12 protein-coding genes are annotated in these 13,874 nt (G+C 67.8%); 4 read left to right on the top strand and 8 right to left on the bottom strand.

Annotated features, from left to right (window positions below; genetic code table 11):
* Window positions 1–26: 26 nt before the first annotated feature.
* From ACN5KJ_RS05100 to ACN5KJ_RS05075, 6 genes are all read right to left on the bottom strand, one after another.
* A complete protein-coding gene (locus ACN5KJ_RS05100) occupies window positions 27–767 on the bottom strand; it encodes an ATP-binding cassette domain-containing protein (protein ID WP_418592390.1) in 741 nt (246 codons plus the stop codon).
* A complete protein-coding gene (locus tag ACN5KJ_RS05095) occupies window positions 760–1,470 on the bottom strand; it encodes an ABC transporter permease (protein WP_206563830.1) in 711 nt (236 codons plus the stop codon). The genes ACN5KJ_RS05100 and ACN5KJ_RS05095 overlap by 8 nt, the downstream gene beginning before the upstream one ends.
* A gap of 235 nt (window positions 1,471–1,705) precedes the next feature.
* Window positions 1,706–2,659 (bottom strand): D-ribose ABC transporter substrate-binding protein, encoded by a 954-nt coding sequence (locus ACN5KJ_RS05090; protein WP_418592387.1) that lies wholly within the window; start codon window positions 2,657–2,659, stop codon window positions 1,706–1,708.
* Window positions 2,660–2,759: 100 nt separating this feature from the next.
* Window positions 2,760–3,806: an ABC transporter permease gene (locus ACN5KJ_RS05085; protein WP_347166192.1), complete on the bottom strand. Its 1,047-nt coding sequence runs from the start codon at window positions 3,804–3,806 to the stop codon at window positions 2,760–2,762.
* A 16-nt stretch (window positions 3,807–3,822) separates the two neighbouring features.
* Window positions 3,823–5,373 carry a sugar ABC transporter ATP-binding protein gene (locus tag ACN5KJ_RS05080; protein ID WP_347166191.1) on the bottom strand — a complete coding sequence of 517 codons (1,551 nt, stop codon included), beginning with the start codon at window positions 5,371–5,373 and terminating at the stop codon, window positions 3,823–3,825.
* Window positions 5,370–6,023: a DUF2291 family protein gene (locus ACN5KJ_RS05075; RefSeq protein WP_418592385.1), complete on the bottom strand. Its 654-nt coding sequence runs from the start codon at window positions 6,021–6,023 to the stop codon at window positions 5,370–5,372. Before ACN5KJ_RS05075 ends, ACN5KJ_RS05080 begins: the two co-directional genes overlap by 4 nt.
* A 399-nt stretch (window positions 6,024–6,422) precedes the next feature.
* On the opposite strand from ACN5KJ_RS05075, the gene ACN5KJ_RS05070 reads away from it, so the two are divergent.
* The 4 genes from ACN5KJ_RS05070 to ACN5KJ_RS05055 all read left to right on the top strand — a co-directional run bounded on the left by ACN5KJ_RS05070 (window position 6,423) and on the right by ACN5KJ_RS05055 (window position 11,470).
* Entirely contained in the window at window positions 6,423–7,997 is a 1,575-nt protein-coding gene (locus ACN5KJ_RS05070) for an FGGY-family carbohydrate kinase (protein WP_418592383.1), read from the top strand.
* Window positions 7,994–9,502 (top strand): glycerol-3-phosphate dehydrogenase, encoded by a 1,509-nt coding sequence (locus ACN5KJ_RS05065; RefSeq protein WP_418592381.1) that lies wholly within the window; start codon window positions 7,994–7,996, stop codon window positions 9,500–9,502. The genes ACN5KJ_RS05070 and ACN5KJ_RS05065 overlap by 4 nt, the downstream gene beginning before the upstream one ends.
* Window positions 9,502–10,434, top strand: coding sequence for a sugar phosphate isomerase/epimerase family protein (locus ACN5KJ_RS05060; protein WP_418592379.1), 933 nt, complete (start codon window positions 9,502–9,504; stop codon window positions 10,432–10,434). Before ACN5KJ_RS05065 ends, ACN5KJ_RS05060 begins: the two co-directional genes overlap by 1 nt.
* Before the next feature lie 82 nt (window positions 10,435–10,516).
* A complete protein-coding gene (locus ACN5KJ_RS05055) occupies window positions 10,517–11,470 on the top strand; it encodes a sugar-binding transcriptional regulator (RefSeq protein WP_418592377.1) in 954 nt (317 codons plus the stop codon).
* A gap of 335 nt (window positions 11,471–11,805) precedes the next feature.
* Here ACN5KJ_RS05055 and fba read toward each other — a convergent pair whose 3' ends face one another.
* Window positions 11,806–12,840, bottom strand: a complete 1,035-nt coding sequence (gene fba, locus ACN5KJ_RS05050; protein WP_347166187.1) for a class II fructose-bisphosphate aldolase — start codon at window positions 12,838–12,840, stop codon at window positions 11,806–11,808.
* A gap of 8 nt (window positions 12,841–12,848) precedes the next feature.
* Window positions 12,849–13,835, bottom strand: a complete 987-nt coding sequence (locus ACN5KJ_RS05045; RefSeq protein WP_347166186.1) for a class 1 fructose-bisphosphatase — start codon at window positions 13,833–13,835, stop codon at window positions 12,849–12,851.
* Window positions 13,836–13,874 lie beyond the last annotated feature (39 nt).

Here is a 13,874-nt window from a genome sequence, read left to right as displayed (position 1 = left end):
ATTGGTCTTTCGGGGTGGGTCGGGGGTCAGACGATCAGCCTGCCGTTCAGGAAATCCCTGGCCTCGGCGCTGCGGGGCGCGGCAAAGAAGGTCTCTGCCGGGGAATGTTCGGTGACGCGCCCCCGGTTCAGGAAGACCACGTCGTCGGCCAGGCGCCGGGCCTGCCCGATGTCATGCGTCACGAGGATCACCTTCACGCCCCGGTCGCGGGCCTGCAGCGTGATGTGCTCGATCGCGAGGACAGAGGCGGGGTCGAGGCTGGCGGTGGGTTCGTCCAGCAGCAGCACCTTCGGGTCCAGCGCCAGCGCGCGGGCCATGGCAAGGCGCTGCGCCTCGCCGCCGGACAGGGCGCGGGCGGGCTGGCGGGCCTTGTCGGCAAGGCCGACATGGGCCAGCAACCCCGGCGCCAGCGTGCGGTCCTTGCGGCGGGATTTCAGCACGAAGTCGAGATTGGCGGCGACGGACCGGCGCAGCAGCACGGGTTTCTGGAACACCAGCGCCTGCGAGGCCGTCATCGTCGCGGCGGGTCGGCCGTTCCATGTCGCGGTGCCCGCCGTGGGCACGGTCAGCCCGTGGGCCAGCTTCAGCAGCTGGCTTTTGCCGGCGCCGTTCGGGCCCATGACGGCGGTCACGCCCTGCCCGGGCAGGGCAAGGTCGACGCCGTCCAGCACCGCCCGCCCGCCAAGGATCAGCCGGACGCCCGAGAGGCGCAGCGCCATGTCGGTCGACGTGTCGAGCAGGGCCTCGGGTGCCGAGAGATCACGCATGGGCTTCCTGCCTTTCAGCGGAGATCCGCAGCCCCTGCACCAGCGCGTTCACGCCAAGGGCCAGCGCCATGAGGATGATCCCCAGCGCCATGGCCAGCGCCAGTTCGCCCTTCGAGGTCTCCAGCGCGATGGCGGTGGTCATGACGCGGGTCAGGTGGTCGATGTTGCCGCCGACGATCATCACCGCGCCGACCTCTGCCACCGCGCGCCCGAAGCCTGCCAGCGCCACGGTCGCCAGCGCCGTCCGCGCGTCCCAGAGCAGCGCCTGCACCCGTTGCAGCCGCGTCAGGCAGAGCGAGCGGAAATGCTCGGCGTATTCGGCGTTCATGTCTTCGAGGATCTGCCGCGACAGGGCGGCGACGATGGGTGTGATCAGGATCGTCTGGGCGATGATCATCGCCGTCGGCGTGTAGAGCAGCCCGAGAAAGCCCAGTGGCCCCGCGCGCGACAATTGCAGGTAGACGATCAGGCCCACGACCACCGGCGGCAGGCCCATCAGCGCGTTCAGCAGCACCAGCGCCGCGCCGCGCCCGCGAAACCGCGCGATGGCCAGCAGCGCGCCCAGCGGCAGGCCGATCAGGCAGGCGATCAGGGTGGCGGACAGGCTGACGCGCAGCGACAGGGCGACGATTTCGGCAAGGTCGCCCGAAGGCGAGACCACCAGCCCGAGGGCCAGAGAAAATGCCTCTCCGAAATCCTGCATGATTTCCCGTCACCTCTCCCGGCAATGACCCTTAGGGTACGGGGCCGGAATGGCCCTTCGCAAGCGAAAGTTTGACCGTTCACGGTGCCCGGTGCCAGCTGGTGCGGGGCGTGCTGTCCCGCAAGGCCGGAAGAAATGCGCCATATTGCAGGATTATGCAGGGTGAATGCCCTGCGCCTGAAACGCAACAGGCGCCCCCGAAGGGACGCCTGCGATACTCGTTACGCTGTCCGGGTCACTCGGACAGAACGAAGGGGGCGGTGTACTTGTCAACGTTGTCGGCGGTGATCAGGACGCAGTCGAACAGCTGCTTTTCCTCGGCCACCATCGGCTCGCCGTTCTTGATGTAGTAGTCGGCCTGACGCACCGCCGCTTCGGCGAAGACGGCGACCGGCTGCAGCACGGTATAGGCCAGTTCACCGGCCTTGATGGCGTCGACCGCATCCGGCGAGCCGTCGAAACCGCCGACGATGGTGCCTTCGAGCTTGCCGGCCTCTTTCAGCGCGGCGATGGCCCCAAGCGCCATCTCGTCGTTGCCCGAGATCACGGCGTCGATTTCGGGGTTGGCCTGAATGATCGACTGCATCTTGTTGTAGCCCTGGGTGCGGTCCCAGTTGGCCACTTCCTGCGCGACCTTTTCCAGCGTCGGGTACTGCGACAGAACGGTGTTGTAGCCGTTCGAGCGGGTCGCGGCGTTGTTGTCCGACGGGTTGCCGAAGAGCTCGACGAATTTGGCCTCGTCGCCGACCATTTCCTGCCATGCGACGGCACCGAGGGCCGCGCCCTGCGCGTTGTTCGACACCAGCTGCGCGATGGCGATGCCGCTTTCGTTGATCTCGGCATTCACGAGGAAGACCGGGATCCCCGCGTCGGTGGCCTTGCGCACCACGCCGACGGAACCGTCCGCGTTGGCCGGGTCGAGGATGATGGCCTTGGCGCCGTTGGTGATGGCGGCGTCGATCAGGTTCGACTCGGTATTGGTGTCCCCCTTGTGTGCGGCGACGGTGGTCTCGTAGCCCAGTTCCTCGGCGGTGGTCCTGGCGACTTCGCCCTCGGTGAACCAGTAGGGGTTCGCCGGTTCGGTGACGATGATCGAGATCAGGCCCTGGTCCTGCGCCCAGGCCGATCCCGCCATCAGGGGCAGCGATGCGGCAGCGGCCAGAAGGGCGCGTTTGGTGAAGGTCATCATGTGGTGGTCTCCCATTGGTTGGTCTTGGTGCCGATTCTGCGGCGGTTTATCCACGCCGGGGCTCCTCTCCCCTGACGGCGCTGGAAAGGGGGGGGGGCGGTCAGGTCTTCTTCTTGCCGCCGTACTGGATCGAGTTCAGCATCACGGCCAGCACGATGACCGCGCCGGTAAAGACGGTCTGCCAGTAGGACGAGACGCCGATGATCACGAGCCCGTCGGACAGGAAGCCGATGACGAAGGCGCCCAGAAGCGTGCCGCGCACGGTGCCGCGCCCGCCCATCAGGCTGGCCCCGCCCACCACGACCGCGGCGATGGCGGTCAGCTCGTAGGTGGTGCCCGCGGTCGGCCCGGCAGAGGTCAGCTGCGACGACAGGACGAGGCCCGCGATGGCGGCGCACATGCCCGACAGCATGTAGACGATGATCTGCACCCGCTTGACCGGCACGCCGGACAGTTCCGCCGCGCGCTCGTTCCCGCCCGAGGCATAGAGCCAGCGCCCGAAGGCGGTTCGCGACAGCAGAAGCCCGGCGGCCACGGCGACCAGCGCAAGGATGATCACGCCCACCGGCACGCCCGCGATGCGGTTGAAGCCCAGCCAGTCGAAGCCGGTATTGCCCAGGGAGGGGTCGCCCGACAGGTTGTTGAAGGTCAGGCCGTTGGTCATCAGCAGCGCCACGCCGCGCGCCACGTAGAGCGAGCCAAGGGTGGCCACGAAGGCGGGCACCTTGAAGAAGGCGACGAGGATGCCGTTGCAGAAGCCCACAAAGGCCCCCAGCGCCAGCGTCAGCACCACCACGGCCCAGACCGGCGGGTAGAGGATCACACCTGCGGCCTCCAGCTCGACCCCCTGCATCAGGAAGCCCGCGAAGACCCCCGTCAGCCCGAGGACAGAGCCCACCGACAGATCGATGCCGCCGTTCAGGATCACCAGCAGCATGCCGATGGCCAGAAGGCCGAAGATCGCCACGTGGTTGGCCATGATCAGGAAGTTCGACACGGTCGCGTAGTTCGGTGACAGCAGCGAGAAGGTGACGATGATCGCGATCAGCGCAAAGAAGGCGCGGCCCTCGAGCAGCAGGTGCATCAGGTTGAAACCGGATTTCTTCGCGGGGCTTTGCCCGGCGGCGGAAGTCGTTGTGTCCGTCATTCTTGGGTTCCTCCCGTCAGGCGACCAGGCTCTCGCCAGAGGCGGCCATGATCGCTTCTTTCGTCGTGTCGGATGAGAATTCGGCGGCGATCTTGCCGCGGCGCATCACGATGATCCGGTGCGCGATGGACAGGCATTCGCCCACCTCCGAGGTCGAGTAGACCACCGCCATGCCGCGCGCCGCGTGTTCGGCGAGGATGCGGAAGACCTCGGCCTTGGCGCCGATGTCGATGCCGCGCGACGGTTCGTCCAGCAGGATCACGTCGGGATGCGTCACCAGCATCTTGCCGATCACGACCTTCTGCTGGTTGCCGCCCGACAGCGAGCCGATGGGCGCGCCGGGGCCGTCGGTCTTGACCGTGACCTCCTTGATCGCGCCGTCGATGATCTTGCGCTCGGCCCTGAGGTTGGTGAACAGCCCCTTGGTGAAACGCCCGATCGAGGACAGCGACAGGTTGCGGCCCACGGTCATGGTCTGCACCAGCCCGTCGCGCTGCCGGTCCTCGGGAACCAGCACAAGGCCCGCCTCGATCCGCTGCGCGATGCCGAGGCCCCTGACCGACTGTCCGCTCAGCAGCACGTCGCCCGCGACCGGCTTCAGGCGGCCCGCGACGGTTTCCATCATCTCGGTGCGCCCGGCGCCCATCAGGCCGTAGATGCAGACGATCTCGCCCTTGCGGACGGTCAGGTCCATTGCGTCGACCGCAAGGCCCGCACCGGAATGCGAGGCGACGGACAGGCCCTTCAGCTCCAGCGCCGGGGCGCCGAAGGTCGATTGCGGGGGCGAGCCAAGGTCGAAGTTCTCGCCGACCATGTTGCGCACGATCCATTCCAGATCGATCTCGGCGCGCGGGGCATAGGCGGTCATGACGCCGTCGCGCAGCACGACCGCGTGGTCGGTGATGGTCAGCGCCTCTTCGAGGTGGTGCGAGATGTAGACGATGCTGACGCCGCGCGCCTTGAGGTCGTGGATGACCTTGAACAGCACCTCGACCTCTGACGCCGACAGCGCCGAGGTCGGTTCGTCCATGATCAGGATGCGCGAGTTCACCGACAGGGCGCGGGCGATTTCCACGATCTGCTGCTGGCCAAGGCGCAGGTTCTCGACCGGGGTCAGCGGGTCGATGTCCTCTTCCAGTTCCGCCATCAGCGCGCGCGTCTGGCGGGCCTCTTCGGCGTAGTCCACGCCCATCGGCCCCATGATCTCGCGGCCCATGAAGATATTGTCGCGCACCGACATGTTGGGCGCCAGCGACAGCTCCTGGTGGATGATCGAAATGCCCAGCTCGCGCGCCTCGACGGTCGAGTTGATCTCGACCGGCTTGCCGTCGAGGATCAGCTCGCCGGACGAGGGCAGGTGCACGCCCGAGAGGATCTTCATCAGGGTCGATTTACCCGCGCCGTTCTCGCCGAACAGCGTGGTGACCTGCCCGCGATGCACGTCGAAGTTGACGCCCTTCAGGGCCTGCACGGCCCCGAAGGTCTTGGCGACATTGCGGGCGGCCAGAACGACCTCGGCCCGGTCGGGGCTGGCCTCGGGGGTTTCGTCGTGGATCGGGGTCTTCATTCCGCAACCTCGAGGCGGACGGGGGTCACCAGCCAGCTTTTCGGGTTGATCATGGTGAAGGCGCCGGTGACCGTGACGGTCTTGCCGGTCAGGGTCTCGCGGTCGAGATCCGACAGCACCTCTGCGGACATGGCCCGGTTCAGACCGGCGCCGGCGTCCTGGAACTCGATCTGGTTGGTAAAGGCGCCAAAGACGATGTCGCCGGGAAAGTCGCGCAACTCGGTGCCGTTGATGGCGGGGCCGGTCTGCACGCGGATGGTCTGGCCGTCCGGCAGGTCGGGCACGGTCACGGCGAAGATGCCGGACTTGCCCTCGCCCAGGGTGCCGGTGAAGGTCACGGCCATCACCGGGAAGGCGCCCGCCTGAATGCCGTGATCCGCCACCGCGCCCGCCTTGTCGGCGGCCAGCTTGGTCACCAGCGCGGGCGCCTCTGCGGCGCGCTCCACGATGGCCTCGCGGATGCGCGGGAATTCTGCCGCGCCGAAACGGTCGGGATCGAAGGCCTGCTGGCGCAGGTCCTGTTCCGACCCGACGTGGACCACGGTGGTGTCGAGCGCGATGGCGACGAGAACGAGGGCCGCGCCCCCGCCAAGGATCAGGCTGCGGCGCGAGACCTTGCTGCGTGCTGCCGTGGTGCCGGTCATGGCCATGACGTGATGCCTCCTCAACCCTGTGTCGGGGTGCGCCCCGTTCCCGGGGGCTTGGTTCATGTCGGACGGGAAGTCGGCAACCTCTTGGGTGCGCGCATGAAATCCTCCCTCTCCACCAGCCCCGAAACTCCTCAATTCCCGGTGTCGGTCCCCGTTCGGGTCACCCTGGGTGCGGCGGATTGACAGGACCGTAATTGAAAAAAATTACTATGTCTGCAAAAAAATTCATGCACTGGTAAAATTTCGTGCTAAGCCTTGGGCGGGAAAACGGGGGTCATGCCTGCTTTGCGGGCATAGGTGAAACCGACCCGGTGACCGCCCGCAGCGGGGCGGCGACCAGATGACTAGAGGGAGGAAAGCCGTGCCGGACATGGTGGGATTTGCACGAGAGGGCAGGGGATGAGCGATTCGTCCGACCTGATCGTGGGCATCGACGCGGGGACCTCGGTCATCAAGGCGGTGGCCTTCACGCTGGGCGGTCGCCAGATCGCCGCCTCTGCCGTGCGCAACACCTATACGACAGGCGGCGACGGCGCCGCGACGCAATCCCTGACCCGCACATGGGCCGATTGCGCCGAGGCGCTGCGCGGCCTTGGCGAGAAGGTTCCGAAGCTTGCCGCCCGCTGCGCCGCCGTGGCGCTGACCGGGCAGGGTGACGGCACCTGGCTGGTGGGGCGCGAGGATGCGCCGGTGACCGACGCGTGGCTCTGGCTGGATGCGCGCGCCGCGCCGACGGTGAAGGCGCTGGCGGCCGGCCCGATGAACCGCGCCCGGTTCGAGGCGACGGGCACCGGGCTGAACACCTGCCAGCAGGGCGCGCAGATGGCGCATATGCACCGCAGCTGCCCGGCGCTTCTGGACGCGGCAGAGGTGGCGCTGCACTGCAAGGACTGGCTGTACCTGCGGCTGACCGGGGTGCGGGCGACCGACCCTTCCGAGGCCTCCTTCACCTTCGGCGATTTCCGCACCCGCCAGTACAACGACACGGTGATCGAGGCGTTGGGCCTGACCGCGCGCCGCGCCCTGCTGCCCGAGATCCTCGACGGCACGCAGGTCACGCATCCGCTCAGCGCCGAGGCCGCGGCTTTGACCGGGCTGCGTGCAGGCACACCCGTCTCGCTGGGTTACGTCGACATGGTCATGACGGCGCTGGGTGCGGGCGTGCACACCGGCGATGCGGGCGCCGCCTGTTCGACCGTGGGCTCCACCGGTGTCCACATGCGGGCCGTGACCTCGGACGGGGTCCACCTGAACGCCGAGGGCACCGGCTACGTCATCTGCCTGCCGGTCCCCGACCTCGTGACGCAGGTCCAGACCAACATGGCCGCCACGCTCAACATCGACTGGGCCCTGGCGCTCGCCGCCGACCTGATGGCGGAATTCGGGCCAGAGCCGTCGCACGCCGACCTCGTCGCCCATATCGACACATGGATGCTGAAGTCCAAGCCCGGCGCGCTGGTCTACCATCCCTATATCTCCGAGGCCGGAGAGCGCGGCCCCTTCGTCAACGCCGATGCCCGCGCCAGCCTTGTGGGCCTGAACGCCGGTCACCGCTTTGCCGACGTGATCCGCGCGGTGATCGAGGGGCTGGGGATGGCGGCGCGCGACTGCTACGCCGCGATGGGAGAGATGCCCGCCGAACTGCGCCTGACCGGCGGCGCCGCCCGGTCTGCCGCGCTGCGCCGCGTACTGGCGGCCTCGCTGCACACGCCCGTCCGCGTCTCGGCCCGCGAAGAGGCGGGTGCGGCGGGCTGTGCCATGATGGCCGCCGTGGCCATCGGCGCCTATGACGACATGGATGCCTGCATCGCCGACTGGGTCACGCCGCTTCTGGGCCAGCCGGAACAGCCGGATCCGGCGCTTGTCCCCCTCTACGACCGACTTTTCACCTCATACGCAGCATCGCGCAGCGCGCTGGCGCCCGTCTGGGACGGGCTCGCCGCCGCACGCGGCACGGAAGGAGCACACATATGACGGATATCCCCAAGGTCGATCTCTTCGTCATCGGCGGCGGCATCAACGGCGCGGGCATCGCGCGCGACGCGGCGGGGCGGGGCCTCTCGGTCGTGCTGGCCGAAAAGGACGACCTGGCCGAGGGCACCTCGTCCCGGTCGGGCAAGCTGGTGCACGGCGGGCTGCGTTATCTCGAATATTACGAGTTCCGGCTGGTCCGCGAGGCGCTGATCGAGCGCGAGGTGCTGATGAAGAACGCCCCGCACATCATCTGGCCGATGCGCTTCGTCCTGCCGCACAGCCCGCAGGACCGGCCCGCCTGGCTGGTGCGGCTGGGGCTGTTCCTCTACGACCACCTCGGCGGGCGCAAGAAGCTGCCCGGCACCCGCACGCTGGACCTGCGGCGCGATCCCGAGGGCGCGGCGATCAAGGACCAGTATACCCGGGGCTTCGAGTATTCCGACTGCTGGGTGGACGATGCGCGGCTGGTGGTGCTGAACGCCGTCGATGCGGCAGAGCGCGGCGCCACGGTGCTGACCCGCTCGCCCTGCATCTCGGCGCGGCGCGAGGGTGGTGTCTGGCACGTCACCACGTGCAACTCTGTCACCGGCGAGACGCAGGAGTTCCAGGCCAAGGTTCTGGTGAACGCCGCCGGTCCCTGGGTGACGGATGTGGTGACCCGCGTCGCAGGCTCCAACAGCGCGCGCAATGTGCGGCTGGTCAAGGGCAGCCACATCATCGTGCCGAAGTTCTGGAAGGGCGAGAACGCCTATCTTGTGCAGAACCACGACAAGCGGGTGATCTTCATCAACCCCTACGAGCGCGATAAGGCGCTGATCGGCACCACCGACATTGCCTACGAGGGCCGCGCCGAGGACGTGACGGCGGACGAGAGCGAAATCCAGTACCTGCTGGACGCCGTGAACCGCTACTTCAAGGAAGAGCTGACCCGCGAGGACGTGGAAACCACCTTCTCGGGCGTGCGGCCGCTGTTCGACGACGGGCAGGGCAACCCCTCTGCGGTGACGCGGGACTATGTCTTCGACGTGGACGAGACCGGCGGCGCGCCGCTGCTGAACATCTTCGGCGGCAAGATCACCACCTTCCGCGAGCTGGCAGAGCGGGGCATGCACAAGCTTGACCGCTTCTTCCCGCAGATGGGCAAGGACTGGACAGAGGACGCGCCGCTGCCGGGCGGCGACCTCGAAAACGCCGATTACGAGCAGTTCCGCAACACGATGAAGCGCGACTACCCCTGGATGCCGCGCGAATTGCGCCGCCATTACGGGCGTTGCTACGGCAGCCGCGTGCGGCAGATCGCGGGCGAGGCGAGGTCCTTGGACGGGCTGGGCCGCCACTTCGGCGGGCAGCTTTACGAGGCCGAGGTGCGCTATCTGGTGGATTACGAATGGGCGCAGACCGCCGAGGATATCCTCTGGCGCCGCACCAAGCACCGGCTGCACCTGACCGAGGACCAGCAGCGCGCCTTCACCGACTGGTTCGACACAAGGGCGGAGGCGGCGTAATGGCTCTGACGCTTTCGCTCAACACCAACCCGCTGGTGAACCGCTACGCCGATCCCGACGACCTGATCGACGCCATCGCCCGCGACATCCGCATCCGCGACATCCAGCTGACGCATGAGTTCATCAACCCCTCGTGGCCCGCGCCGGTGATCCGCCGCCTGACCCGCCAGATGGACCGCGCCCTGCAGCGCACCGGCGCCCGCGTGACCTCTGGCATGACGGGGCCCTACGGGCGGCTCAACCACTTCGGCCACCCGGACCCGGACGTGCGGCGCTACTACGTTGACTGGTTCAAGAGTTTCGCCGACATCACCGCCGACCTTGGCGGCGTCTCGGTGGGCACGCAGTTCGCCATCTTCACCTACCGCGACTACGACGACCCGGCTCGCCGCGAAGAGCTGATCCAGATCGCCATCGACTGCTGGGCCGAGGTGGCCGAGCACGCCAAGGCTGCCGGATTGCAGTACGTCTACTGGGAGCCGATGAGCGTGGGCCGAGAGTTCGGCGAAACGATCGCGGAATGCATGAAGCTGCAGGACCGCCTGACCGCTTCCGACATGGCCATACCGATGTGGATGATGGCCGATATCGACCACGGCGACGTGACCAGCCCCAACCCCGACGACACCGACCCCTATGCCTGGGCGCGGGCGGTGCCCAAGGTCAGCCCGATCATCCACATCAAGCAGTCGATGATGGACAAGTCCGGCCACCGGCCCTTTACCAAGCAGTTCAACGACAAGGGCGCGATCCAGCCGGAACCGCTGCTGAAGGCCTTTGCCGAGGGCGGGGCGGTGGACAACGAGATCTGTCTCGAACTCAGCTTCAAGGAGCGTGAGCCCAATGACCGGCAGGTGATCGAACAGATCGCTGAAAGCGTGGCCTTCTGGGCGCCGCATATCGACAGCGGCGCGGATGATCTGAAGGTCTGAGCCTTGGCAATGGACGATAAGCCAGAGAGCGTAATAAAAGACGGCAAGGCGGCGTGACCGCCCGCCGAGGGGAGGAAGGCATATGGCAAAGGACAGAGCCGTCGTGGATGGCGAGCGGTCTCTGGCGATCCGTGCCGCATGGCTTCACTACGTCGGAGGCCTGCGGCAGGCCGAGGTCGCCAAGCGGCTGGGCGTGCCCTCGGTCAAGGCGCACAGGCTGATCCAGCGCGCGGTTGCCGAGGGGGCGGTCAAGGTTTCCATCGAGGGCGATATCGTCGAGTGCATCGAGCTGGAGCAGGCGCTTTGCGCGCGCTACGGGCTGGACACCTGCGAAGTCGCCCCGGATCTGGAAGAAGAGGGCATGCCGCTGCGCGCGCTGGGTCTGACCGGCGCGACATGGCTGAAACGCTGGCTGGAAAGCGGCGAAGAGACCACCATCGGCATCAGCCACGGGCGCAGCCTCTCCGCCGTCGTGCAGGCGATGCCGCGCATGGCGCTGCCGGATCAGCGCTTCGTCTCGCTGCTGGGCGGGCTGACGCGGAACTTCGCCGCCAACCCGCATGACGTGATGCACCTGCTGGCGGAGCGCACCGGCGCGCGGGCCTACGTGATGCCGGTGCCCTTCTTCGCCAATTCCTGCGAGGACCGCGAGGTGCTCTTGTCCCAGCGCGGCGTGTCCGAGGTCATGCAGCTGGCCGAAAGCGCCCCGCTGAAGCTGGTGGGCGTGGGATCGGCGGACAAGCAGGCGCAGCTTGTGGTCTCTGGCCTGATCGAGCCGTCAGAGATCGAGGCGATTTCCTCGGCCGGGGGCGTGGGCGAGATGCTGGGCCATTTCTTCGACCGCGATGGCGGCTATATCGCCACGCCGCTGACGGCGCGCACCGTGGCGGTGTCGCTGCGCGAACGGCGCGAGGACCGGATCGTGGCGCTGGCCGGTGGGCCGGAGAAGGTCGAGCCGCTGCGCGCGGTGCTGAACAGCCGGAGGCTCTCCGGGCTGATCACCGACGAAAAGACCGCGCGGGCGCTGCTGGACTGATCGCAGGGGCGGGGGCGCAGGGGCCGGTCAAGCGCCGACCCTGCCGCAGGCGCCAAGGCCTTCGTGCGCCCTGTCCGGCGCGCATGGAGGGGGCATCCTCCGGTGTTGGCAGCCTTCGCAATCCCGCAAGCACCTTGCAGCATCGAAGGTGCACCCCTCCGCCATCGAACGCGCACCCTCTGGCAGCGCGGGTGCACTCTGTGGCGTTGGAGGTGCTGCACCCCCGGCATCGTGGGCGCATTCCTCGGCGTTGAAGGTGCATCGTCGGGCAAGGAGGACGCACTCTTCGGCAAGCAAGAAGGCGCGCCGCCACGATCGGCGGCGCGCCTGTCGGGTCAGTAGGCGGCGGCCATGGTGGCCAGCGAGCGCACGCGGATCTTCTCGGCCTGACCGGCGGTGCCGAAGGCCTCGAATTTCTCGATGCACTGGGCCGCCATCGCGTCCATCGCGGGCTTCAGGTACTTGCGCGGGTCGAACTCGGCGGGGGCCGAGACCAGCGTCTTGCGGATCGCCGAGGTCGCGGCCAGCCGCAGGTCGGTGTCGATGTTCACCTTGCGCACGCCGTGCTGGATGCCGCGCCGGATTTCCTCCAGCGGCACACCCCATGTCGGTTTGATGTCGCCGCCGAATTCGTTGATCAGCAGCCGCAGCTCTTCCGGCACCGAGGACGAGCCGTGCATGACGAGGTGCGTGTTGGGCAGCCGCTTGTGGATCGCCTCGATCACCTCCATCGCCAGCACGTCGCCATCCGGCTGGCGAGAGAATTTATACGCCCCGTGCGAGGTGCCCATGGCCACCGCCAGCGCGTCAACGCCGGTTTCGGCCACGAAACGCTCTGCCTCTTCGGGGTCGGTCAGAAGCTGGTCGTGCGACAGCTTTTCCGTCGCGCCATGGCCGTCCTCCTGGTCGCCCATGCCGGTCTCGAGCGAGCCCAGAACGCCCAGCTCCCCCTCGACCGAGACGCCAGCCGCATGGGCCATGTCCACAACCGCCTTGGTCACCGCGACGTTATAGGCGTAGTCGGCGGGGGTGCTGCCGTCTTCCTTCAGCGAGCCGTCCATCATCACAGAGGTAAAGCCGTGCTGGATCGCCGTCACGCAGGTCGCAAGGTTGTTGCCGTGGTCGAGGTGCATGCAGACGGGGATATGCGGGTAGATCTCGACCAGCGCGTCGATCAGCTTGGCCAGCACCACGTCGTTGGCATAGGCGCGCGCGCCGCGGCTGGCCTGCAGGATCACCGGCGCGCCGGTGCGGTCGGCGGCGGCCATGATGGCCAGACCCTGCTCCATGTTCGACATGTTGAAAGCGGGCACGGCATAGCCGTTCTCTGCGGCGTGATCCAGAAGCTGGCGAAGGGTGATGCGGGCCATGGGGCCTCCTAGCGGTTGAGGGTGTCGAGCAGGGCGGTCATCTCGCCGCTGCTGCCGAAATAAAGCGGGGTGCGGTCGTGCAGGTGCTCGGGCACGCGGTCGAGGATCGGGCCAGCGCCGTCCGAGGCGATGCCGCCCGCCTGCTCGATCAGATAGGCGATGGGGAAGGCCTCGTAGGCGAGGCGCAGGAAGCCTTCTGTATAGGCGGGGCGCGTGTCGGCGGGGTACATGAAGACGCCGCCCTGCCGCAGGATGCGGTGCAGGTCGCCCACCGCCGCCGCGATCCAGCGCATGTTGAAATCCTTGCCGCGCGGCCCGTCCTTGCCCGCGATCAGCCCGTCGATGTAGCCGCGCAGCGGCCCGGGCCAGCGGCGGTGGTTCGAGGCGTTGAAGGCCACGGTCGCGGTCTCGGGCTTCACCCGCACATCGGGCGCGTCGACGTGGTACATGCCGCTGACCGGGTCGAGCGCGGCAATCGCCACGCCCCGGCCCGTCGAGAACCCGAAATCGACGCTGTGCCCGAAGGACACGTAGCAGGCGGCCACCATCTCGCGGCCCCTGCGCAGGAAGGTCTCGCCCGCCGGGAAGATCGCGAACAGCGCGCCAAGGGGCGCCCCGATGCCGATGCTGCCCGAGCCGTCGATCGGGTCCATGGCGATGTCGTATTGGCCCTCGGGGTTCAGGGTCTCGACCGCGTCGGCCTCTTCCGACAGCACGTTGCGCACGGACAGACCCCGGAACAGCGCAAGGAAGTGGTCATGCGCCGCCATGTCCAGCGCCTTCTGCTTGTCACCCGAGTCGTTGACGCCCACCACGGCGGTCGGGTCGCCGGTCAGGCGCCCCTGTGCCAGCCGCAGGGCCACCGCGACGCTGCCCTCGGCAATCGCCTCGATCAGGCGCGCCAGCTCGCGTTCGGTCCCCTGCTGTTGCAGGTGCTGGGCCAGAACCGGGGCCGTGATCGGCGCGTCCTCCGCGCAAGCCAGTGGCGTATCCATGGGTGTCCTCCGTGTTTGAGGCAGCGATAACGCGCGCCT

Source organism: Ponticoccus sp. (in: a-proteobacteria) (genome assembly GCF_048381735.1).
Note: the sequence above shows the minus strand (reverse complement) of the source record. Positions and strands in the feature narration are given on the sequence as shown.

Bases quoted from the DNA above. Each gene is read 5' to 3' on its own strand.
- ACN5KJ_RS05080 (WP_347166191.1), bottom strand. From the start codon at position 5,373: ATGAAGACCCCGATCCACGACGAAACCCCCGAGGCCAGCCCCGACCGG.
- fba (WP_347166187.1), bottom strand. From the start codon at position 12,840: ATGGCCCGCATCACCCTTCGCCAGCTTCTGGATCACGCCGCAGAGAAC.
- ACN5KJ_RS05045 (WP_347166186.1), bottom strand. From the start codon at position 13,835: ATGGATACGCCACTGGCTTGCGCGGAGGACGCGCCGATCACGGCCCCG.
- ACN5KJ_RS05085 (WP_347166192.1), bottom strand. From the start codon at position 3,806: ATGACGGACACAACGACTTCCGCCGCCGGGCAAAGCCCCGCGAAGAAA.
- ACN5KJ_RS05100 (WP_418592390.1), bottom strand. From the start codon at position 767: ATGCGTGATCTCTCGGCACCCGAGGCCCTGCTCGACACGTCGACCGAC.
- ACN5KJ_RS05075 (WP_418592385.1), bottom strand. From the start codon at position 6,023: ATGGCCATGACCGGCACCACGGCAGCACGCAGCAAGGTCTCGCGCCGC.
- ACN5KJ_RS05095 (WP_206563830.1), bottom strand. From the start codon at position 1,470: ATGCAGGATTTCGGAGAGGCATTTTCTCTGGCCCTCGGGCTGGTGGTC.
- ACN5KJ_RS05055 (WP_418592377.1), top strand. From the start codon at position 10,517: ATGGCAAAGGACAGAGCCGTCGTGGATGGCGAGCGGTCTCTGGCGATC.
- ACN5KJ_RS05090 (WP_418592387.1), bottom strand. From the start codon at position 2,659: ATGATGACCTTCACCAAACGCGCCCTTCTGGCCGCTGCCGCATCGCTG.
- ACN5KJ_RS05060 (WP_418592379.1), top strand. From the start codon at position 9,502: ATGGCTCTGACGCTTTCGCTCAACACCAACCCGCTGGTGAACCGCTAC.
- ACN5KJ_RS05065 (WP_418592381.1), top strand. From the start codon at position 7,994: ATGACGGATATCCCCAAGGTCGATCTCTTCGTCATCGGCGGCGGCATC.
- ACN5KJ_RS05070 (WP_418592383.1), top strand. From the start codon at position 6,423: ATGAGCGATTCGTCCGACCTGATCGTGGGCATCGACGCGGGGACCTCG.